This window comes from Streptomyces olindensis (assembly GCF_040645895.1).
Classification (GTDB): Bacteria; Actinomycetota; Actinomycetes; order Streptomycetales; family Streptomycetaceae; genus Streptomyces; species Streptomyces olindensis.
In genome coordinates, this window is sequence record NZ_JBEYZD010000057.1 from 1 (window position 1) to 22250 (window position 22250).

General features: G+C 72.3%; 16 protein-coding genes. 6 read left to right on the forward strand and 10 right to left on the reverse strand.

Going from position 1 to position 22250, the window contains the following annotated elements; all coding sequences use genetic code 11:
* Both ABZ948_RS29660 and ABZ948_RS29665 read right to left on the reverse strand, forming a co-directional pair.
* Positions 1-1190 (reverse strand): maltotransferase domain-containing protein (locus tag ABZ948_RS29660; RefSeq protein WP_359764604.1); only part of this gene is annotated, 1190 nt, incomplete at its 3' end.
* Between the two features lie 214 nt (positions 1191-1404).
* Positions 1405-2607, reverse strand: coding sequence for a S8 family peptidase (locus tag ABZ948_RS29665; RefSeq protein ID WP_359764605.1), 1203 nt, complete (start codon positions 2605-2607; stop codon positions 1405-1407).
* Between the two features lie 275 nt (positions 2608-2882).
* On the opposite strand from ABZ948_RS29665, the gene ABZ948_RS29670 reads away from it, so the two are divergent.
* Positions 2883-5501, forward strand: coding sequence for a glycosyltransferase family 1 protein (locus ABZ948_RS29670; protein ID WP_359764689.1), 2619 nt, complete (start codon positions 2883-2885; stop codon positions 5499-5501).
* A gap of 48 nt (positions 5502-5549) precedes the next feature.
* On the opposite strand, the gene ABZ948_RS29675 is transcribed toward ABZ948_RS29670, so the two are convergent.
* The 3 genes from ABZ948_RS29675 to ABZ948_RS29685 form a co-directional block, all read right to left on the reverse strand.
* Positions 5550-6086: a DUF1990 domain-containing protein gene (locus ABZ948_RS29675; protein WP_359764607.1), complete on the reverse strand. Its 537-nt coding sequence runs from the start codon at positions 6084-6086 to the stop codon at positions 5550-5552.
* Between the two features lie 63 nt (positions 6087-6149).
* A complete protein-coding gene (locus ABZ948_RS29680; protein ID WP_359764609.1) occupies positions 6150-7796 on the reverse strand; it encodes a M4 family metallopeptidase in 1647 nt (548 codons plus the stop codon).
* A 196-nt stretch (positions 7797-7992) separates the two neighbouring features.
* Positions 7993-10053, reverse strand: coding sequence for a M4 family metallopeptidase (locus ABZ948_RS29685; protein ID WP_359764611.1), 2061 nt, complete (start codon positions 10051-10053; stop codon positions 7993-7995).
* A gap of 193 nt (positions 10054-10246) precedes the next feature.
* Here ABZ948_RS29685 and ABZ948_RS29690 point away from each other — a divergent pair, with 193 nt between their 5' ends.
* Positions 10247-10789 (forward strand): hypothetical protein, encoded by a 543-nt coding sequence (locus ABZ948_RS29690; protein ID WP_359764613.1) that lies wholly within the window; start codon positions 10247-10249, stop codon positions 10787-10789.
* On the opposite strand, the gene ABZ948_RS29695 is transcribed toward ABZ948_RS29690, so the two are convergent.
* Positions 10728-12587 carry an ABC transporter ATP-binding protein gene (locus ABZ948_RS29695; RefSeq protein WP_359764615.1) on the reverse strand — a complete coding sequence of 620 codons (1860 nt, stop codon included), beginning with the start codon at positions 12585-12587 and terminating at the stop codon, positions 10728-10730. The two genes, ABZ948_RS29690 and ABZ948_RS29695, sit on opposite strands and share 62 nt — an antisense overlap.
* The gene (locus ABZ948_RS29700; protein ID WP_359764617.1) at positions 12584-14389 is read right to left on the reverse strand and encodes an ABC transporter ATP-binding protein; all 1806 of its coding nucleotides are present in this window, start codon (positions 14387-14389) and stop codon (positions 12584-12586) included. Before ABZ948_RS29700 ends, ABZ948_RS29695 begins: the two co-directional genes overlap by 4 nt.
* A 206-nt stretch (positions 14390-14595) precedes the next feature.
* On the opposite strand from ABZ948_RS29700, the gene ABZ948_RS29705 reads away from it, so the two are divergent.
* The 4 genes from ABZ948_RS29705 to ABZ948_RS29720 are packed head-to-tail and all read left to right on the forward strand — an operon-like array spanning position 14596 to position 18154.
* Positions 14596-15501 (forward strand): ABC transporter ATP-binding protein, encoded by a 906-nt coding sequence (locus ABZ948_RS29705; protein ID WP_359764619.1) that lies wholly within the window; start codon positions 14596-14598, stop codon positions 15499-15501.
* Positions 15498-16232, forward strand: coding sequence for an ABC transporter permease (locus tag ABZ948_RS29710; RefSeq protein ID WP_359764621.1), 735 nt, complete (start codon positions 15498-15500; stop codon positions 16230-16232). Before ABZ948_RS29705 ends, ABZ948_RS29710 begins: the two co-directional genes overlap by 4 nt.
* A gap of 25 nt (positions 16233-16257) precedes the next feature.
* Complete coding sequence (locus ABZ948_RS29715; RefSeq protein WP_359764623.1) at positions 16258-17517, forward strand: sensor histidine kinase; 1260 nt, start codon at positions 16258-16260, stop codon at positions 17515-17517.
* Positions 17510-18154 carry a response regulator gene (locus ABZ948_RS29720; RefSeq protein WP_359764625.1) on the forward strand — a complete coding sequence of 215 codons (645 nt, stop codon included), beginning with the start codon at positions 17510-17512 and terminating at the stop codon, positions 18152-18154. Before ABZ948_RS29715 ends, ABZ948_RS29720 begins: the two co-directional genes overlap by 8 nt.
* On the opposite strand, the gene ABZ948_RS29725 is transcribed toward ABZ948_RS29720, so the two are convergent.
* From ABZ948_RS29725 to glgX, 3 genes are all read right to left on the reverse strand, one after another.
* Positions 18151-19557 (reverse strand): sulfatase family protein, encoded by a 1407-nt coding sequence (locus ABZ948_RS29725; protein ID WP_359764627.1) that lies wholly within the window; start codon positions 19555-19557, stop codon positions 18151-18153. The genes ABZ948_RS29720 and ABZ948_RS29725 overlap by 4 nt on opposite strands.
* Positions 19558-19693: 136 nt before the next feature.
* Positions 19694-19789 carry a putative leader peptide gene (locus ABZ948_RS29730; protein ID WP_359764691.1) on the reverse strand — a complete coding sequence of 32 codons (96 nt, stop codon included), beginning with the start codon at positions 19787-19789 and terminating at the stop codon, positions 19694-19696.
* 174 nt (positions 19790-19963) lie between these two features.
* Positions 19964-22231 (reverse strand): glycogen debranching protein GlgX, encoded by a 2268-nt coding sequence (glgX, locus tag ABZ948_RS29735; protein ID WP_359764629.1) that lies wholly within the window; start codon positions 22229-22231, stop codon positions 19964-19966.
* Positions 22232-22250: the final 19 nt, after the last annotated feature.

Below are 22250 nucleotides of genomic sequence, written 5' to 3' on the forward strand. Positions count from 1 at the left end.
AAGGCGATGGGGTAGATGTCCTGGTACTTCTTCGGCGGGTTCTCCGCGTAGGCGATGGTGCCGTCGGGGCGGTGGTGGAACCACTCGGGGTGTTTGTGCACCCAGGGGTGGTCCGGGGAGCACTGCAGGGCGAAGTCCAGGGCGATCTCCAGGCCCAGTTCGCGGGCCCTGCCGACGAACCAGGTGAAGTCCTCCAGGGTGCCCAGGTCGGGGTGGACCGCGTCGTGGCCGCCCTCCGGCGAGCCGATCGCCCAGGGCACGCCGACGTCGTCGGGGCCGGGGGAGAGGGTGTTGTTCCTGCCCTTGCGGAAGGTGGTGCCGATGGGGTGGATCGGCGGCAGGTACACCACGTCGAAACCCATCGCGGCGATCTCCGGCAGCCGCCGGGCGGCGGTGCGGAACGTACCGTGCGGCCGCTCGGGAGTGCCCTCCGAGCGCGGGAAGAACTCGTACCAGGAGCCGTACAGGGCCCGCTCCCGCTCCACCAGCAGGGGCAGTGGCTCGGAGGTGCTGACCAGGTCCCGCAGGGGATGCCGGGCCAGGACCGCGTCCACCTCCGGCGTCAACGCCGCCGCCAGGCGGGACGCCGCCGGGCGGTTCTCGTCCCGCAGGGCGTCGACGGCGGCCAGGACCACGTCCCGCAGGCCCTCCTCCGTGGGCACGCCCTCGGCCGCCCGCTCGTACAGGCGCGCGCCCTCCTCCAGGACGACGTCCGTGTCCATGCCCGCCGGGATCTTGATCTGCGCGTGGTGGCGCCAGGTGCCGACCGGGTCGCCCCACGCCTCCACGGTGAACGTCCACAGGCCGGGCTCACCGGCGGTCACCGTGGCGCCCCAGCGGTCGGTTCCGGGCGCCAGCTCCCGCATCGGCGTCCACGGGCCGGGACGGCCGCCGGGGTCCCTCAGGACGACATTGGCGGCGACCGCGTCGTGCCCCTCCCGGAACACGGTCGCCGAGATCTCGAAGGTCTCGCCGGTCACGGCCTTGGCCGGCCGGCGCCCGTGCTGGACGACCGGGCGGACATCGAGAACGGGTATCCGCCCGACGGCGGTCGCCCCGCCCGCGGGGGATGGTGGGGGGACCGGCGGACCGGTGTCGGCCGGGCGCACGGGGTGTGCTTCGCCGCTGGGGGCGTGCGCCCCGGTGGTGCGGCGGTTGGGGGGTGCTGGCGAATGGTGCTTGGCGGGCATGACCGCTCCTGTCCGCGTCAACGTGGGTAGGCGGATGTGTGTGGGGAGGTGGGTCCTGCTTGGTGCTCCTGAGAGGGGTACCCGGAGGAGCCTTCCCACCCTATTCGGGTGGGCAATCCGGCACTTTGTTAACTACTCACGCGTATGTCGACACACAAGACCGGCCTCGTCCGCGACGGACGAGGCCGGCCCCGGGCGTGGCGGCTCCTTCGCCCTACTCGCGCGGCACCCGCAGTAACTTGTCCGGCGAACCGACTCCCCGCCCGGAGACCTTCCCGGTCGCCGCCGAGGCGACCAGGGCCCTCGTGACCTGGGCCGGAGTCGCCTTCGGATGGTCGGCCAGATGGAGCGCGGCCGCGCCCGCGGCGTGCGGGGACGCCATCGAGGTGCCCGAGAACACGGCCCGCGCGGTGTCGCTCGCGGCGGTCGCGGAGGTGATGCCGACGCCCGGGGCGAACAGATCGAGCGCCGGGCCGTGGTTGGAGAAGGCCGGTTTCGCATCCCCGCGGTCGGTCGCGCCGACCGTGAGCGCCTCCTTGACGCTCCCCGGGGAGTACAGACCGGCCGGCCTGCCGTCGTTGCCCGCGGCGACCGTGTAGGTGACGCCGGAGGCGATGGACGTGCGGACGGCGGCGTCCAGCTGCGCGTTGCGGGGTCCGCCCAGACTGAGGTTGGCGACCGCCGGCTTCTTCGCGTGCCGGGTCACCCAGTCGATCCCGGCGATCACCCGGCCCGTGGTGCCCGCGCCCGCGGCGTCGAGGACCCGCACGGCGACGATCCGCGCCTTCTTCGCGACGCCGTACCTCTCGCCGGCGACCGTGGCGGCGACGTGGGTGCCGTGGCCGTTGGCGTCCGCCGCGGTCCTGTCGTTCCCGACGAAGTCCCAGCCGTGGCCGGCCCGGCCGCCGAAGTCCCGGTGGGTGGTCCGGACGCCGGTGTCGATCACGTACACCGTCACCCCCGCGCCCGCCGAACCGGGCCAGGTGTAGCCGCCGTCCAGGGGCAGTTCCGGCTGGTCGACGCGGTCCAGCCCCCAGGACGGCGGCTTCCGCTGCGTCTCGTCCAGCCGCACACGGGTGTCCTGGACGACCGAGGCCACCCGCGGGTCGGCGGCGAGCCGCCGGGCCCGTCTCTCGTCCGCCCGGACCGCGTAGCCGTTCAGGACGCTGCCGTAGGTGTGGCTGATCTCCACCCCGTACTGCTCGGCGAGGCCCCTTCCGGCCGCCGACGCCGCCCGCGTGCCCTCCTCCAGTGTCACCAGGTAACTGCCGTGCACGGAGCCGGGTCCTCCGGCGCCGAGTATCCGCCCCTCCGGTACGGCGTGCGCGGGCAGGGTGATGGCCGAAAACGCCACGGCGGAGATCGCCGCGGCCAGGCACCCCGTCCGGCGCAGACGCCGCTGTCGCGTCCGTGCCATGGTCCGAGTTCCCCTCCTCGACTCGGCGTACGGCTGCCGCGCTGCACCGCGTGCGGCCGGCGCGGGCCGGTACGCCAGGGGCAGCCTCTCGTGGCGCGTGAAGCACCACAAGGACGCCTATGGGGGCGGAATCGGCCATATCCGCGGACGGTCCTGTTCAGGCCGATCGAGGGCGCGGTGGCGGAGCGTCCGCGGAGGCGGCACCGACGCCGGTACTGTCGTAGGAGACGTCGATGAAGCCCTGCGTCATCCAGCAACGCGCCGAGGTGGAACCCGTGAAGGCGATCCGTCGATTCACCGTCCGACCCGTGCTCCCCGAACCCCTCCGGCCGCTCAGCGATCTGGCCCGCAATCTGCGCTGGTCGTGGCATGCGGAGACCCGTGACCTGTTCCAGTCCGTCGACCCCGGGCGCTGGGCCGCCTCGGGCGGCGACCCGGTCCGGCTGCTGGGCAGCGTGCCGCCCGCGCGGCTCGCCGAGCTGTCCCAGGACCGCCGTTTCCTGCGCCGCCTCGCCGCGGTCGCGGGCGACCTGAACGACTACACGACCGGCGACCGCTGGTACCAGACCCAGCAGGAGGAACTGCCCGCCGCGATCGCCTACTTCTCACCCGAGTTCGGCATCACGGCCGCCCTGCCGCAGTACTCCGGCGGCCTCGGCATCCTCGCCGGCGACCACCTGAAGGCGGCCAGCGACCTCGGCGTCCCGCTGATCGGCGTCGGCCTGCTCTACCGCCACGGCTACTTCCGCCAGACCCTGTCCCGGGACGGCTGGCAGCAGGAGCACTACCCGGTCCTCGACCCCAACGAGCTGCCCGTCGTCCAGCTGGAGGAGCCCGACGGCACGCCCGCCCAGGTCGCCCTCGCCCTGCCCGGCGGCAAACAGCTGCACGCCCGGATCTGGCAGGCGCAGGTCGGCCGCGTCCCGCTGCTGATGCTGGACTCGGACGTCGAGGAGAACGACCTCGGCGAGCGCGGCGTGACCGACCGGCTCTACGGCGGCGGCAGCGAGCACCGGCTGCTCCAGGAGATGCTGCTCGGCATAGGAGGGGTCCGGGCGGTGCGGACGTACTGCCGGCTGACCGGTCACCCCGAGCCGGAGGTGTTCCACACGAACGAGGGACACGCCGGGTTCCTCGGTCTGGAACGCATCGCCGAACTCTGCGCGCAGGGCCTCGACTTCGACTCCGCGCTGGAGGCGGTCCGCGCGGGCACGGTCTTCACCACCCACACCCCCGTCCCGGCCGGCATCGACCGCTTCGACCGCGAGCTGGTCGCCCGGCACTTCGGCCCCGACGCCGAGCTGCCCCGCATCGACGTCGAGCGCGTGCTGCGGCTCGGCATGGAGACCTACCCCGGCGGGGAGCCCAACCTGTTCAACATGGCCGTGATGGGCCTGCGCCTGGCCCAGCGCGCCAACGGCGTCTCCCTGCTGCACGGCAACGTCAGCCGTGAGATGTTCTCCGGCCTGTGGCCGGGCTTCGACGCCGACGAGGTGCCGATCACGTCCGTGACGAACGGCGTGCACGCGCCGACCTGGGTCGCCCCCGAGGTGTTCCGGCTCGGCGCCCGGCAGATCGGCCTGCAGCGCGCCGAGGACGCGCTGACCGTCGGCGGCTCGGACCGCTGGGACACGGTCGCGGACATCCCCGACCAGGACATCTGGGAGCTGCGGCGGGTGCTGCGCGAGCAGCTCGTCGAGGAGGTGCGCGAGCGGCTGCGGGCCTCCTGGCGGCAGCGCGGGGCGGGCACGGCCGAGCTGGGCTGGATCGACGGCGTGCTCGACCCGGACGTCCTCACCATCGGCTTCGCCCGTCGCGTCCCCTCGTACAAGCGCCTGACGCTGATGCTGCGCGACCGCGACCGGCTGATGGAGCTGCTGCTGCACCCCGAGCGGCCGGTCCAGATCGTCGTCGCGGGCAAGGCGCACCCCGCGGACGACGGCGGGAAGCGGCTGGTGCAGGAGCTGGTGCGGTTCGCGGACGACCCGCGGGTACGGCACCGGATCGTGTTCCTGCCCGACTACGGCATGGGCATGGCGCAGAAGCTCTACCCGGGCTGTGACATCTGGCTGAACAACCCGCTCAGGCCGCTGGAGGCCTGCGGCACGTCCGGCATGAAGGCCGCGCTCAACGGCTGCCTCAACCTGTCGGTGCTGGACGGCTGGTGGGACGAGTGGTTCCAGCCCGACTTCGGCTGGGCGATCCCCACGGCCGACGGGGTCGGCACCGACCCGGACCACCGCGACGACATGGAGGCCGCGGCGCTGTACGACCTGCTGGAGCAGCGGGTGACGCCCCGCTTCTACGAGCGGGGGCAGAGCGGACTGCCCGACCGGTGGATCGAGATGGTCCGCCAGACGCTGAGCCTGCTCGGGCCGAAGGTGCTGGCCGGGCGGATGGTCCGGGAGTACGTCGAGCGGCTCTACGCGCCGGCGGCGCTCGCGCACCGCTCGATGGACCCGGACGCGGCGCGGGACCTCGCCGAGTGGAAGGCGCGGGTGCGGGGGGCCTGGCCGGCCGTCACCGTCGACCATGTGGAGACGTCCGCGTCCGAGACTCTGGCGGAGCTGGGTACGACGCTGGGGCTTCGGGTGCGGGTCGGGCTCGGGGACCTCGGGCCGGACGACGTGGAGGTGCAGGTCGTCTCGGGGCGGGTGGACGAGGAGGACCGGATCGGTGACGCGACGGTTGTTCCCCTGAAGCCGGTGGGCTCCGCCGAGCAGGATGGGCGGTGGGTTTACGAAGGGGCCCTGTCCCTGGACCGCACCGGGCCTTTTGGGTATACGGTGCGGATCCTTCCGGCGCATCGGCTGTTGGCTTCCAGCGCGGAGTTGGGGCTTGTGGCCGGGCCGAGCGAGGAGTTGGTGGCGGCTGGGGGGTTGTTGATGCGTTGAGTGTCGGCTGCGGGTGCGTGGGGGTTGCTCGCGCAGTTCCCCGCGCCCCTAGGTACCCGCACCCCCGGGCGTCGCGAGGTTCCGCAGGACGCTGCCGCAGCGTCGTGCGTACGCGTGCTGGAACCCCCTGGTCGCCGGGCCGCCCGCCCTCGCGTACCACTTGGCGGCGCGGCTGAACGCGTTCACCGTCAGCCACACCGTGCCGTCTCCCGTGCGGTCGACCACGAAGGACTCCTCGCCGCTCTCCGGGTGGCCGGGCAGCGTGCCGTAGGCCCAGCCGATGCGGCGGGGTTCCTCGACCGTCCAGACCACGCGGCAGGGGGCCTTGATCATGCCGGCGAGGGTGACGGTGACGTCGACGCCGGGGGCGGCCCGGTCCGCGGTCGCGTCGATGCCGACGCCCATGGCCCGGTGCATCTCCCAGGTGAGCACGGCCTCCGAGGCCCGGCGGAAGACGTCCTCGCCCTCGCCGAGGCGGGTACGGACGTTCATGGGATGGAAGCCCGGCGGGCAGAAGCCCTGGTCGCGGGTGGCGCCGACGTCGGCGTAGGTGAAGTCCTTGGGATCCGGATGAGACACGGTCACCAAGAGTAGGGCGGTACCCGGGTCTGCCTTCGGTCCGGGTACCGCCCTGGGGACGTGCTTCGGTCAGCCGACGTTGACGGCGGACCAGGCGGCCGCGACCGCCTTGTACTCGGTGCTGGACGCGCCGTACAGCGCCGAGGCCGCGTTCAGGGTCGCCGTGCGGGCGGCCGCGTACTTGGTCGTCGACGTCATGTACGTGGTCAGCGCCTTGTACCAGATCTGCAGCGCCTTGGTGCGGCCGATGCCGGTGACCGTGGAGCCGTTGGACGTGGGCGAGTCGTAGGTCACGCCGTTGATCGTCTTCGAGCCGCTGCCCTCCGACAGCAGGTAGAAGAAGTGGTTGGCGGGGCCCGAGGAGTAGTGCACGTCCAGGCCGCCGAGGCTCGCGGACCAGGCGTCCTTGGACGAGCCGTCCTTGCTGGGCTTGTCCATGTAGCGCAGCGGGGAGCCGTCGCCGTTGATGTCGATCTCCTCGCCGATGAGGTAGTCACCGGCGTCGGAGGCGTTGTTCGCGAAGAACTCCGCGCCCGCGCCGAAGATGTCGGAGGTCGCCTCGTTCAGACCGCCCGACTCACCGCTGTAGTTCAGGCCCGCCGTGGCCGACGTCAGGCCGTGGCTCATCTCGTGCGCGGCCACGTCGAGCGAGGTCAGCGGGTGGGTGTTGCCCGAGCCGTCGCCGTAGGTCATGCAGAAGCAGCTGTCGGACCAGAAGGCGTTGACGTAGTTGTTGCCGTAGTGGACGCGCGAGTAGGCCGCCTTGCCGTCGTTGCGGATGCCGCTGCGGCCGAAGGTGCTCTTGTAGAAGTCCCAGGTGACCTGGGCGCCGTAGTGGGCGTCGGCGGCGGCCGTCTCCAGGTTGGAGGGGTTGCCGGTGCCCCAGACGTCGTCGGCGCCGGAGAAGAGGGTGCCCGTGCCGGAGGTGCCGCGGTTGAGGTTGTACGTCTTGTGGCCGCCGCGCGTGCCGTCCGTCAGGGTGTAGGACGATCCGGACTTCGTGGTGGTGAGGTCGACCTTGCCGCTGTACGTGGTGTTGCCGGTGCCGGTCTCGATGCCCTGGTACTCGTAGAGCTTCTCGCCGGTGGCGGCGTTCGTGATCACGTGCAGCTCGTTCGGCGTGCCGTCCTCCTGGAGGCCGCCGACGACCGTCTCGTAGGCGAGGACGGGCTTGCCGTCGGCCGCCCAGATCACCTTGCGGGGCGCGGAGTTCGCCTCGGTCTTCTCCGAGCCGGCCGCCTTGGCGAGCGTCACGGCCTGCTTCTCCGCCTTGGCGGCGGTGACCGCCGGCTTGAGGGAGGCGACCTTGATCGCGGCCTTCGTGGCTCTGGTGACGCCCTGGGGCTCGCCGGACTTCGACTCGTGCACGACGAGGTCGCCGCCGAGGACCGGCAGGCCCGCGTAGGTGCGCTCGTAGCGGGTGTGCACGGCGCCGTCGGCGTCCTTCACGACGTCCTTGACGACCAGCTTCTCCTGCTCGCCGAGGCCTATCTCGTCGGCGGTGGCGGCGGCGTCCGCCTGCTGCTCCTGGATGAGGGCGGTGCGGGCGGGCGCGGTGAGCAGGACGGGGGCGGCGGCGAGCACCGGCTTGCCCGCGGAGTCGGCGGCGACACTGCTGCCGGAGGTCAGGCCGGTGGTGAGCAGGGCGCCGGCCGCGACCGCGGTGGCGATGGCCAGGGTGGTGCGCTTGTGACGCGCGTAGCGTGGGGTGGTCACACGAGCTCCTTGGTGTGGGGGAACTGCTGTGGTGCTGTGCGGCGGGTGGGGGAAGAGTGGCACCTGGGGCGTGTGCATGTCAGGAGCGGGCTGTGATGTTGGCCGGAAATCGACGACCAGGCGGACGTCCGGAACGTGAAACGGGCGCCGCCCCGGGGGATTCGAACCCGCCGGGGCGACGCCCTGCCGTGGGGGCCTACGGGAAGGTGAGCTTCCAGCTGTTGATGTAGCCGGTGTCACGGGCCGCGTTGTCCTGGACCCGCAGCTGCCAGACGCCGTTGGCGGCCTCGGAGGAGGCGTTCACCGTGTAGGTCGTGGCGATGTTGTCCGCGCTGCCGCCGGTGCCGTAGCCCTTCAGCGTGTAGGCCGTGCCGTCGGGGGCCACCAACTGCACCTGGAGGTCGCCGATGTAGGTGTGGACGATGTCCACGGTGACCTGGAGGTTGGACGGCGCGTTGCCCGTCCGCCCGGAGACGGTGACCGGCGAGGTGACCGCCGCGCCCCGGTCCGGGATCGCCACGTCGGCGGTGTTCTCGAAGGAGGTGCCGCCGCCCCCTCCGCCGCCGGAGCGGGTGCCGACGTTCACGCCCGCCCACGCGTCCTGGACCGCCTTGTACTCGGCGCTGTCGGTGCCGTAGAGCTCACCGGTCGCCGCGAGGGTGCCGGTCCGGGCGCCCGCGTAGTTGGTGGTCGAGGTGAACTTCGTGGTCAGCGCGCGGAACCAGATCTTCTCCGCCTTGTCCCGGCCGATGCCGGTGACCGGGAGGCCGTCCGAGGTGGGCGAGTCGTAGCTGACACCGTTGATGGTCTTGGTGCCGCTGCCCTCGCTCAGCAGGTAGAAGAAGTGGTTGGCGGGGCCCGAGGAGTAGTGCACGTCGATCGAGCCGATGCCGGAGTACCAGGCGTCCTTGGAGTCGCCGTCCTTGCTGGGCTTGTCCATGTAGCGCAGCGGCGTGCCGTCGCCGTTGATGTCGATCTCCTCGCCGATGAGGTAGTCACCGACGTCGGAGGAGTTCTTGGCGTGGAACTCGACGGTCGCGCCGAAGATGTCGGAGGTCGCCTCGTTGAGGCCGCCGGACTCGCCGGAGTAGACGAGCTTGGCCGTGTTCGACGTGAGCCCGTGGGTCATCTCGTGGGCGGCCACGTCGATCGACGTCAGCGGGTTGGCGTTGCCGGAGCCGTCGCCGTACGTCATGCAGAAGCAGCTGTCCGACCAGAAGGCGTTGACGTAGTTGTTGCCGTAGTGGACCCGGGAGTACGCGCCCACGCCGTCGCCGCGGATGCCGGAGCGGCCGTGCACGTTCTTGTAGTAGTCCCAGGTGAGCGCCGCGCCGTAGTGGGCGTCGGCGGCGGCCGACTCCAGGTTCGACGGGCTGCCGTTGCCCCAGACGTCGTCGGAGCCGGAGAAGAGGGTGCCGGTGCCGGAGGTGCCGCGGTTGAGGTTGTACGTCTTGTGGTTGCCGCGGGCGCCGTCGGTGAGGTTGTACGTCGACCCGGACTGGGTGGTGGTCAGGTCGACCGTGCCGGAGTACACCGTGTTGCCGGTGCCGGTCTCGATGGCCTCCCACGCGTACAGCTTCGCGCCGCTCGTGGCGTCCGTGATCACGTGCAGTTCCTGCGGGGTGCCGTCGTGCTGGAAGCCGCCGACGACCGTCTCGTACGCCACGACGGGCTTGCCGCTCGCGGCCCAGATCACCTTGCGGGGCTCGCGGTTGACGCCCGGGTTCCTGGCCTCCTCGGCCTTCCCGGCGGCCAGGGCCTGCTGCCGGGCCTTCGCCGCGGGCACCGCCGTCTTCGTCGTGGCCGGCTTGATGGCGGCGCGGGTGGCCTTCACGACGGCGGCGGTCTCGTCCGCCTTCGTGCTCTCCACGACCAGGTCGCCGCCGAGGACCGGCAGGCCGTCGTAGGTGCGCTCGTAGCGGGTGTGCACGGTGCCGTCGCGGTCCTTCAGGACGTCGCGGACGACCAGCTTCTCCTTGGCGCCGAGGCCGAGGTCCTTCGCGGTCTCCGCCTTGGCCGCGTCGGCCTCGCGGATCAGCGCGGCGCGCTGGGCGGGGGTGAGCCTGACCGGCTCGGAGCCGGAGTTCGCCTTGCTCGCGGCCTGCGGTGCCTTCTCCGGGGCTGCGGTGGCGGTGCCGCTCTGCACGGCGGCGGCGATCAGCGCGGCGACGCCGGCGAGGGCCACGGCCGCGGTGCGGCGGGGAGTGCGGGGAGTGCGTCTGTGGGAGGTGCCTCTGTCAGAGGAACTGCTACTCAACACGGACTCCTTCTGCGGGACCGGGGATCGCCCGGCCTGGGGAGGTGGAGGTGTTGCTGTGGGGTTGCTGTGGAGCAGTCGTGGGAAGCGTGGCAGGGGACCGCGCTTTCTGTCAGGGGCGTGTCAATACAATGGCCGGAAACGGTTCGTTGACCGGAAGTTCATGTTCGCTATACGGACGCACAGGAGTCCCTTGAAGATCCGTTTCACGCCCGACAGCAGCCGTGACATCGACTCCGGCTGGGAACGGGCCTGGCAGGCCGGCCGGGTCGACCTGGCGGCTCTTACGGCGACCGACCTGCGCTACGGATTCTTCGACTACCCGGTCGACTTCACCGTGGACGGCCACGCTTTCCTCGCGGGCACGCGGACTCCCCTGGTCGACCTCATGTTCACCGTGGGGCGCTCGCTGCACGGCCTGCGGACCGAGGGGTCGGCGGAGATCGACTTCACGGAGAACACCTACGTCATCCGGCTGGAACGCGCGGGCGATCAGGTGCGGTTCACCGCTTCGTACGGCTCTCCGCCGCCACCTCCCCGCTGCCCGCTCGACGCGTACACCGCCGAGGCCCGGTCCTTCGTCACCGGCGGTGTGGAGTACCTCGAACGTCACCATCCGGCACTGGCCCGGAACCCTGCGATGGCCTCCCTGCGGGAACTGGCGGGCGTCCGGCCTACGCCAGACTGTCCCGCCACGCCCGGTGCAGATCGGCGAACCGGCCCGTGCCCGCGATGAGTTCCGCCGGTCCGCCGTCCTCCACGATCCGGCCGCCCTCCATCACGAGGACGCGGTCCGCGATCTCCACGGTCGACAGGCGGTGCGCGATGACGACCGCCGTACGGCCCCTCAGCACCGTCGCCATCGCCCGCTGCACCGCGCGCTCGCCCGGGATGTCCAGCGAGCTGGTCGCCTCGTCGAGGATCAGCACTGCCGGGTCCGCCAGCAACGCCCGGGCGAACGCGACCAGTTGGCGCTGCCCGGCCGAGATGCGGCCGCCGCGCCTGCGGACGTCCGTGTCGTAGCCGTCGGGCAGGGCGCTGATGAAGTCGTGCGCCCCGATCTCCTTCGCCGCCTGTTCCATCTCCGCACGGGTGGCGTCCGGGCGGCCGATCGCGATGTTGTCGGCGACCGTGCCCGAGAAGAGGAACGCCTCCTGCGTCACCATCACCACCCCGCGCCGCAGCTCCGGCACGGCCAGGTCGCGCAGGTCGACGCCGTCCAGCAGCACCCGGCCGTCGGAGGGGTCGTAGAACCGGGCCAGCAGCTTGGCCAGGGTCGACTTGCCGGCGCCCGTGGAGCCGACGACCGCGACCGTCTGCCCGGCGGGGAGCGTGAGGTCGAAGCGGGGCAGCACCTCGCCGCCGGTGCGGTAGGCGAAGCGGACGCCGTCGAAGACGACCTCGCGGCCCGGGTGCTCGCTCCGGAGCGGCGGGAGCTGCCGCGGACTCGACGGCTCGGGCACGGACGGGGTCTGGGCGAGCAGGCCGGCGATCTTCTCCAGCGAGGCCGCCGCCGACTGGTAGGAGTTGAGGAACACCCCGAGCCGGTCGATGGGGTCGTACAGCCGCCGCAGGTACAGCACGGCCGCCGCCAGCACGCCGAGGGCCAGCGTGCCGTCCGCGACCCGGTAGGCGCCCCACAGCACGATCGCCGCGACCGCCGTGTTGGCGATCAGCCGCGAGCCGGTGACGTAGCGGGCCATCTCCAGCAGCCCGTCGCCGTTGGTCCGTTCGTGCCGCTGGTTCAGCGCCTCGAAGTCCGCGTCGTTGGCGGCTTCGCGGCGGAAGGCGCGCACCGGGCGGATGCCGTTCATGGTCTCGACGAACTTGACGATGACGGCCGCGATCGCGGTGGACCGCGCCCGGTACACCCGCCCGGCCCGCCGCTGGTACAGCCGCACCAGCCCGAAGAGCGGCACCAGGGACGCCACCGCCAGGCCTCCGAGCCCCAGGTCGAGCCAGAGCAGCATCGCCGAGATGTAGACGAAGGACAGGATGACCGTCACGAGTTCCTGGAGGCCCTCGTCCAGCAGTTCGCGCAGCGACTCCACGTCCGCCGTGGAGCGGGAGATGAGTCGGCCCGAGGTGTAGCGCTCGTGGAAGTCGACGCTGAGCGCCTGCGCGTGGCGGAAGATCCGGCCGCGCAGGTCCAGCAGCACGTCCTGGTTGACGCGGGCCGCCGCGGCGATGAACGCCCACTGCAGTCCCCCCGCGGCCAGCGCACACCCCAGATAGCCGGCGCCCACCGCGATCAGCGGCCCGTGGTCCTGCGCCCGGAACGCCGGCACGGCACGGTCGATGGCGTACGCCACGAGCAGCGGGCCCGCCTGCACGACCGCCTGCTGCAGCAGCAGGAGCAGCGTCGTGACCGCGACGCGGGCCTTCATCGGCGCGAGCAGGGAGCGCAGCAGGGCGGCCGTGGCACCCGGCGGTGTGGGCAGGACGTCCCGGTCGAAGGGGTCGCCGGCCTCGCCGGTGCCGGAGGACCGGTCGTCGGGCTTGTCGTCGGCCGGTGCCGTGGTGGCCGCCGTCATCGTGCGTCCTCCTGTTCCCCTGACTCTTCCCCCGGCTGCGCCCCGGACATCAGGTGCGCGTACTCGGCGTTCGTCCGCAGCAGTTCCTGGTGGGTGCCGACCGCGGCGATCCGGCCGCCGGACAGCAGCGCGACCCGGTCGGCGAGCAGCACCGTGGACGGGCGGTGCGCCACGATCAGGGCCGTCGTGTCCGCGAGGACCTGCCGCAGGGCGGCCTCCACGGCGGCCTCGGTGTGCACGTCCAGGGCCGACAGCGGGTCGTCCAGGACGAGGAACTCCGGCTGTCCGACCACGGCCCTGGCGAGGGCGAGGCGCTGCCGCTGTCCCCCGGAGAGGCTGAGGCCCTGCTCGCCCACCTGGGTGTCCGTGCCCTGCGGCAGCGCGTGCGCGAAGTCGGCCTGGGCGACGGCCAGGGCGCGCTCCAGCTCGGCCGGACCGGCCGTCTCTCCGGCGCCCATGGACACGTTGTCGCCGACCGACGCCGAGAAGAGCGTGGGCTCCTCGAACGCGACGGCGACCTTGGCGCGGAGCACCTCACGGGACAGGGCGGTGATGTCGACGCCGTCGAGCGTGATACGTCCCGAGGTCACCTCGTAGAGGCGGGGGATGAGCGCCGTCAGCGTGGTCTTGCCGCTGCCGGTCGCGCCGACCAGGGCCATGGACTCGCCCGGGCGGATGTGCAGGTCGACGTCCCGGAGCACCGGCGGGGTGCCGGGCGGGGCGTCCGGGTAGCGGAAGGTGACGCCGTCGAAGCGAAGTCCCTTGTCCTGGACGGGTGTCGGGGCGGCGCCGGGGGTGGTGGACGCCTCCTCGGTCTTCTCGTCCATCACCTCGAAGTACCGCTCCGTCGCCGTCGCAGCCTCCTGGCTCATCGCCAGCAGGAAACCGATCGACTCCACGGGCCACCGCAACGCCAGCGCCGTCGACAGGAACGCCACCAGGGTCCCCGCCGACAGCGCCCCGTCGGCCACCTGGACGACCCCCACCACCAGCGCCGCCCCGATCGCCACCTCCGGCAGCGTCACGATGACGCCCCAGATCGTCGCCAGCAGCCGCGCCTTGCGCAGTTCCGTGCCGCGCAGCTTCAGCGACAGCTCCCGGAACGCCCGCGCCTGGCTCCGGTGCCGGCCGAAGCCCTTGATGATGCGGATGCCGAGCACGCTCTCCTCGACGACCGTCGTCAGATCGCCGACCTGGTCCTGGGCGCGCCGTGCGGCCTGGGCGTAACGCTTCTCGAAGACCACGCAGGTGACCATGACGGGCACGGCGGGACCGAGGATGACCAGTCCCAGCGTCCAGTCCTGCAGCAGCATGATGACCACGCCGACGACGATCGTCACGCCGTTGACCAGCAGGAACGTCAGCGGGAAGGCGAGGAACATGCGCAGCAGCGACAAATCCGCCGTCCCCCGGGACAGCAGCTGTCCCGAGGCCCACCGGTCGTGGAAGGACACCGGCAGCCGCTGGAGGTGCCGGTACAGGGCCGCCCGCATCGACGCCTCGACGTGCGACAGCGGACGCGCCACCAGCCAGCGCCTGAGGCCGAACAGCAGGGCCTCCGCGAAGCCGAGCAGCAGCAGGTACAGCGCGCCGAGCCACACCCCCGCCGGGTCCCGGTCGGCGACCGGCCCGTCCACCATCCACTTCAGCACGAGCGGGATCACCAGGCCCGTGCAGGAGGCCAGTATCGCCACGAACGCGGCGGTGAACAGCCGCGTCCGCACGGGCCGCACGTAGGGCCACAGGCGCAGCAGCGTACGCACGACGGAACGGTCCTGGGCGGGGGCGGGTGTGGTGGCCATCAGCAGCGAGCCTACGGATCGCCACTGACACTGCCCACCGGGTTTTCGCCCGATCGCGGCTCGGCCGTTGGTCCTACGACTTGCATGTTCGAGCAGTCGTACGGCGGCATCGGCCAGGTCGTACAGCGGCATCAACCGATCGGTCGATGCCCGTTCGAGCGCGACGGCCGATGTGCGCGGACCCGCCGCCCCGGGACCCTTTGTTCATGTCCGTCATCGAAGTCACCGACCTGCGCAAGGCCTATGCGGGCCGCCCAGCCGTGGACGGCGTCTCCTTCGCTGTCGAGGAGGGCGAGATCTTCGGCATCCTCGGCCCGAACGGCGCCGGCAAGACCACCACCGTGGAGTGCGTCGAGGGCCTGCGCGTCCCCGACGCGGGCCGCGTCCGTGTCACCGGCCTCGACCCCGTCACCGACCACGAGCAGGTCGCCCGCGTCCTCGGCGCCCAGCTCCAGCAGAGCGAAGTGCAGCCCAAACTCACCGTCCGTGAGGCGCTGGAACTGTACGCCGCGTTCTACGAGAGGCCGGCCGACTGGCGCCCCCTCGCCGAACGCCTCGGCCTCACCGCCAAGCTGTCCACCCGGTTCGCCAAGCTCTCCGGCGGCCAGAAGCAACGCCTGTTCATCGCGCTCGCCCTGATCGGCAACCCCCGGATCGTCGTCCTGGACGAGCTCACCACCGGCCTCGACCCGCGCGCCCGCCGCGACACCTGGGAGTTGATCGAGGACATCCGCGCGAACGGCGTCACCGTCCTGCTCGTCACCCACTTCATGGAGGAGGCGCAACGGCTCTGCGACCGGATCGCCGTCATCGACAAGGGGCGCGTCGCCGCCCTGGACACCCCGGCCGGCCTGATCCGCCGCTCGGCAGGCGCCACCGTCATCAGCTTCACCCCGTCCGCCCCGCTCGACGACCGCGACCTGAACGCGCTGCCCGCGCTCGCGTCGATCGAGCACAAGGACGGCCGCGTCACCCTCTCCGGCACCGACGAGACGGTCAACGCCGTCATCACCCTCCTCGCCCGCAGCCGCGTCACCGCCCACCAGCTCCGCGTCAGCGACGCCACGCTCGACGACGCGTTCCTCGACCTGACGAAGGAGGCCGCGGCATGAGCACCGCCGTGCTGAGGACCGAGACCCGCCTGTTGCGCAGGGAGCCCGGCAGCGTCTTCTGGATCCTGTTGTTCCCGACCCTGCTGCTGGTGATCCTCGGCTCCCTCCCGAGCTTCAGGCAGCCCGACGCCGATTTCGGCGGGCTGCGCCCGGTCGACGGCTACGTCCCTGTGGCCGTGCTGCTCGGCCTGATCGTCGGCGGGATCCAGGCGATGCCGCAGACGCTCACCGGCTACCGCGAGCGCGGCATCCTGCGGCGGATGTCCACCACCCCCGTCCGGCCCTCGGCCCTGCTGTCCGCGCAGATGGTGGTGTACGGCGGTGCCGCCCTGGCGTCGGCGCTGCTCGCCCTCGCCGTCGGCCGGACCGCCTTCGCAGTACGCCTGCCCGAGCAGCCCTTCGGATACGGCCTCGCGCTCCTCCTGACCGTCCTGGCGGCCCTCGCGCTCGGCGCGGTGATCTCCTCCCTGTCCCGGACGACGAAGATCGCCGGCGCGATTGGGACCGCCGTGTTCTTCCCGGCGATGTTCTGCGCGGGGGTGTGGTTGCCGGTGCAGACCATGCCGGACGTGCTGGCCAGGGCGGTCGGTTTCACGCCCTTCGGCGCGGCCGCGGAGGCCCTGAACCAAGCGGCGGCCGGGGACTGGCCCGGCTGGGACCACCTGGGGGTCGTCGCCGCCTGGACGGTGCTGCTCACGGCCGCCGCCGCGCGCTGGTTCCGCTGGGAGTAGGAGCGGGGCCGTGCAGACTGTGGGCATGACCGCGGCGGACACACAGCTCGACCGGCGCATGGAACAACTGCACACCTGGGGGCCGTACGGGCTGCTCGGCGTCAGCGTCGTCCTCGCGTCGGTCGCCGCCGAGCTGATGGACGGCCCCGTCGAATGGCAGGCCGCCGGGGCCTTGGTCGCCGCCGCGCTCGCGCTCCAGCTCTGGTGGCACGGCACCCGCTCCCGCCGGCCGGGCCGCGGCCGGATCCCGTCCCGGGCCGGGACGGCGTACTACGTCGTCCGCTGGGCGATCGCCTTCGGGCTCACCTGGATCAACCCGTTCTTCGCGTTCTACGCGGCCACCGGTTACATGGACGCCGACGAGCTGATCCCGGGCCTGTGGCGGCGGCTCGGGCTGTTCGCCAGCGCGGTCACCGTGGCCGCCGCGCAGGCCGGCGGACTGCCGTTCAGCGGAGTCCAGTGGGCCGGGTTCGCCGGGCTCCTGGCCGTCAACTTCGGCGTGCAGGCGGTGGTCGCCCACATCACCGAAGAGGCGGAGCAGCGCTCCCGCGAGCGGGTCGAGACGATCGCCGAACTCGAGCGCACCAACACGGCGTTGCAGCAGGCCCTCGACGAGAACGCCGCCCTGCACGCCCAACTCCTCGTCCAGGCACGGGAGGCGGGCGTCGCCGACGAGCGGCGGCGGCTGGCCGCCGAGATCCACGACACCATCGCCCAGGGTCTGACCGGGATCATCGCCCAGCTCCGGATCGTGACGAACACCCCGGACCCGGCCGCGGCGCGTGAGCACGCGGCCCGCGCGATGGACCTGGCCCGCGAGAGCCTCGGCGAGGCCCGCCGCTCCGTGCACAACCTCGCCCCGGTCGCGCTGGCCGACGGCGGACTGCCCGAAGCCCTGCGGAAGACCGTCACCGAGTGGGGCGAACGCACCGGGATCCGCGCCGAGTTCACCCTCACCGGCACCGCCGAGCACCTCCACGACGAGGTCGCCGCCACGCTCCTGCGCATCGCCCAGGAGGCCCTGTCCAACACCAACCGCCACGCGTCCGCCACCCGCGCCGGCGTCACCCTCTCCTACATGGGCGACGAGGTCACCCTCGACATCCGCGACGACGGCCACGGCTTCGACCCGGCCGCCACGCGCGCACGCACCCGCACCGGCGGCTTCGGCCTCGACGGCATGCGCGCCCGCGCCGAGCGCATCGCCGGGTCCCTCACCGTCGAGTCCGGTCCGGGCCACGGTACGGCCGTCTCGGCTCGCGTACCGTTGGTCCGCCATGACTGAAGACGCCGGGATCAGCCTGCTCATCGTCGACGACCACCCCGTCGTACGGGACGGTCTGCGCGGCATGTTCGACTCCGCGCCGGGCTTCCGTGTCCTGGGGGAGGCGTCGAACGGCGTCGAGGCGGTCTCGCTCGCCGCGGCCCTGGACCCGGACGTGATTCTCATGGATCTGCGCATGCCGGGCGGCGGGGGAGTGGACGCCATCCGCGAACTGACCCGCACCGGCGCCCGCGCCAAGGTCCTCGTCCTCACCACCTACGACACCGACTCCGACACCCTCCCCGCGATCGAGGCGGGCGCGACGGGCTACCTCCTGAAGGACGCCCCACGCGAGGAGCTGTTCACGGCGGTCCGGGCGGCGGCGGAAGGCCGCACGGTCCTCTCCCCGGCGGTGGCCTCCCGCCTGGTCTCCGCGGTCCGCACCCCCAAGGCCCCCGGCAACGAACCCCTCTCCGCACGCGAACGCGAGGTCCTGGCCCTGGTCGCCAAGGGCACCTCCAACCGCGAGATCGCCCGCGACCTGTTCATCAGCGAGGCCACCGTGAAGACCCACCTCACGCACCTGTACGCGAAGCTGGGCGTCAACGACCGCGCGGCAGCGGTCGCCACGGCGTACAGACGGGGGATCCTCGGCTAGCCCGGGTACGGCAGCAGCGTGCGGTCGACCTCCTCCCACGCGGCCCTCAGCCCGGCCAGCAGCTCCGGCCGGTCCGGGGCGAGGTCGGCCTGCTCGCGCTGGTCCTCGGCGAGGTCGTACAGGTGGTCGGTGCCCTTGTCGTCCCGGTAGTACTTCCAGTTGCCGCGGCGCAGCGCCCGGTTGTCCCGCACCCGCCAGAACAGGTCCCGCTCGGGCGGCTCCTCGCCCCGCAGCAGGTAGCCGGCGAGGCTGGTGCCGTCCAGCGGGTACGCCGGGTCGGGACGGGCGGCGCCCAGCTCCAGCAGGGTCGCGGTCCAGTCTGGGGAGAAGTTCGGCACGTGGCTGACCTGGCGGCCGCCGACGCGGGCGGGCCAGCGCAGGATCGTGGGCACCCGGATGCCGCCCTCCAGCAGCACGAACTTCTCGCCGCTGAGCGGCCAGTTGTAGGAGAACCGCTCACCGCCGTTGTCGCTGGCGAACAGCACGACGGTGTTCTCCTCCTGCCCGGAGCGGCGCAGCGCCGAGAGCACCTCGCCGACGGCCGCGTCCAGGCTCTCCACCATCTGCGCGTACTTGGCGACCGAGCCGCCGTCGTAGTGGTTGAGCGCGGTCACGACCTCCGACTTGCTCTTCGCCGACCGGATCCTCGCCTCGATCCGCGCCCCGGTCTCCTCGTCGCCCTCCGCGAGCCACGGCCAGTGCGGGGTGGTGAAGTTGAGGTTGAGCAGCCACGGCCGGTCGTGGTCCCGGCCGACGTACTCCGCCGCCCGCTCGGTGAGGACCGTCGTGTAGTAGCGCAGGTCCTGGTACTCGGCGTCGCCCTCGTACAGGTCGTACTCGCCGAGCTGGCCCAGCTTGGAGAAGTACTCCAGGACGCCCCCGAAGTTGCCGAAGAACTCGTCCCAGCCCGACTTGGTGGGGCTGTGGTCGGGCAGCCAGCCGCAGTGCCACTTGCCGATCAGGGCGGTCGCGTAACCGGCCTTCTTCAGCAGGGAGGCAAGCGTGGGGTGGTCCGGGTCGAGCCCCTGACCGCGGTCCCCGACGGGCTCGGCCAGTCCGCCCTTCGTACGGCCCGGGTACCGGCCGGTGTAGAGGCTGAACCGGGTCGGGGAGCAGGTCGCGGAGCCGGCGTACGCGTCGGTGAAGCGCACGCCCTGGCGGGCGAGCCGGTCCAGGTTCGGCGTCCTGATGTGCGGGGCGCCGTAGGAGGACAGGTCGGCCCAGCCGAGGTCGTCGCCCAGGATGACGAGGAAGTTGGGGCGCCGGCCGGACGCGCCACCGGGGCGGGCCCTGAACGGCCGCTCGACTGGGGCGGCTTCGGCGGCACCGGCCGCACCGGCGACGGCGCCCACGGCACCGCCGCCGACGAGAGCACCGAGGGCACGACGGGATATTTCGGGCATGCGGAATCCTGGAGGGTTCGGAGGGGGGGGAAGACCGGAAGGGGAGCAGACCGGAGGCGGAGAAGGGCGGAGGCGGAGAAGGGCGGAGGCGGAGAAGGGCGGAGGCGGAGAAGGGCGAGGCCGGGGCGGCCGGGGCTCAGCGACAGACGGCGCTCGACTGGCGGCACAGATCGACGTGGCGCCGCTCGACGAGCGGGACACGTGCGCACGCAAGATCAGCGCTCGGCCTCATGACCGTGGACGCTGCCAGCGTGCGGACGGCCGGGTCAAGAAGATCCCGGCCGATTTCACGGACCCGCAACGAGAGCCGCAACGAGAGCCGCACCGACCGCCGAGACGAGAGCCGAAACGGGAGCCGCACCGAGCGCCGAAACGAGCCGCCGAAACGAGCCGCCGAAACGATGCCTCAGCCCGCCACCCGCAGCAGCAGCACCGCCCGCGCCGGCACCGTGATCTCCGTCCCCGCCCGGTGCTCCACCCCCGGCGCCTCCGCCTGCTCCTCCAGCCCGGTGTCGACGACGACCTCGTACCGCTCCGCCCACGGCGGCCCGGGCAGCACGAAGCTCACCGGCCCCTCGCCCGCGTGCAGCACGGCGAGGAAGCTGTCGTCGAGGATCTGCTCCCCGCGCTCGTCCCGGCCCGGGATGTCCCGGCCGGAGAGGTACATGCCCAGCGTGGCGGCGGGCGCGTACCAGTCCTGCTCGGTCATCTCCGTGCCCCGGGAGGTGAACCAGGCCAGGTCGCGCAGGCCGTCCGCGGTCTGGGCCCGGCCGGAGAAGAAGGCCCGGCGCCGGAGCACCGGGTGCCGGTGGCGCAGCGCGATCAGCCGGGAGGTCAGCTCGAACAGGGCCTTCCAGCCGGGGTCCTCCAGCAGCCCCCAGTCCACCCAGCTGGTCTCGTTGTCCTGGCAGTAGGCGTTGTTGTTGCCGCCCTGCGTGCGGCCCAGCTCGTCGCCCGCGACCAGCATGGGCACGCCCGTGGACAGCAGCAGTGTGGTCAGCAGGTTCCGCAGCTGCCGGCGCCGCAGGGCCAGCACGTCCGCGTCGTCCGTCTCGCCCTCGGCGCCGCAGTTCCAGGCACGGTTGTCGTCCGTGCCGTCCCGGTTGCCCTCGCCGTTGGCCTCGTTGTGCTTGCGCTCGTACGACACCAGGTCGCGCAGGGTGAAACCGTCGTGCGCGGTGATGAAGTTGACGGAGGCGTAGGGCCTGCGCCCGCCCCAGGCGTACAGGTCGCTGGAGCCCGACAGGCGGTAGCCCATCTCCCTGACGTCCGGCAGCGCGTGCCGCCAGAAGTCCCGGACGGCGTTGCGGTACCGGTCGTTCCACTCCGTCCACAGCGGCGGGAACGCCCCCACCTGGTAGCCGCCCGACCCCACGTCCCACGGCTCGGCGATCAGCTTCACCCGGCGCAGCACCGGGTCCTGGGCGATGACCGCCAGGAACGGGGAGAGCATGTCGACGTCGTGCATCGAGCGGGCCAGCGCCGCCGCCAGATCGAAGCGGAAGCCGTCCACGCCCATCTCGGTGACCCAGTAGCGCAGCGAGTCCGTGATCAGGCGCAGCACGTGCGGCTGGACCACGTGCAGGGTGTTGCCGCAGCCGGTGTAGTCGGCGTAGCGGCGGGCGTCGTCCTGGAGGCGGTAGTAGCCGCGGTTGTCGATGCCCTTCAGGGACAGCGTCGGACCGAGCTCGCCCGCCTCGGCGGTGTGGTTGTAGACCACGTCGAGGATGACCTCGATCCCGGCCGCGTGCAGGGCGCGCACCATCCGTTTGAACTCGCCGACCTGCTGGCCGGTCGTCCCCGAGGCCGCGTAGGCCGCGTGCGGGGCGAAGTAGCCGATGGAGTTGTAGCCCCAGTAGTTCCTCAGGCCTCTGCGCAGCAGGTGGTCCTCGTGCGCGAACTGGTGCACCGGCAGCAGCTCCACCGCCGTCACGCCCAGCTTCACCAGGTGCTCGATCGCCGCCGGATGGGCGAGACCGGCGTAGGTGCCGCGCAGCTCCTCCGGGATGCCCGGGTGCCGCCGGGTGAAGCCCTTGACGTGCAGCTCGTAGATGACCGAGTCCGCCCAGGGAGTCTTCGGCCGGCGGTCGTCGGCCCAGTCGTCGTCATCGTGGACGACGACGCCCTTCGGCACGAACGGCGCCGAGTCCCGCTCGTCGCGCACGGTGTCGGCGACGTGCTGCTGCGGCCAGTCGCGGACGTGCCCGTACACCTCCGGCGGCAGGCTGCCGTAGTCGTTCCCCGCACCCGCGTCGACCGCACGCGCGTAGGGGTCGAGCAGCAGTTTCGCCGGGTTCCAGCGGGCGCCCGTCCAGGGGTCCCAGCGGCCGTGCACCCGGTAGCCGTAGCGCTGCCCGGGCAGCACGCCCGGGACGAAGCCGTGCCAGATCTCGTGGGTCAGCTCGGCGAGCCGGACCCGCGACTCCTTGCCCGCCTCGTCGAAGAGGCACAGCTCGACCCCCTCGGCGCCGCCCGCCCACAGGGCGAAGTTGGTTCCCGCCACGCCGTCCGGGCCGACCCGGAACCGGGCTCCCAGGGGAGTCGGCGTGCCCGGCCGGGCGGGCACCGTGGGCGGCGGCGTGGCCCGCCGTGCGCCGTTCACGGCGGCGGCCTGGCGCCCGTTCCCGGTGGCCTGAGGACCGGCCACCGCCTCCTGCTCGGCTGCGCTGGACACCTGTCAGCCTCCCGCGGCT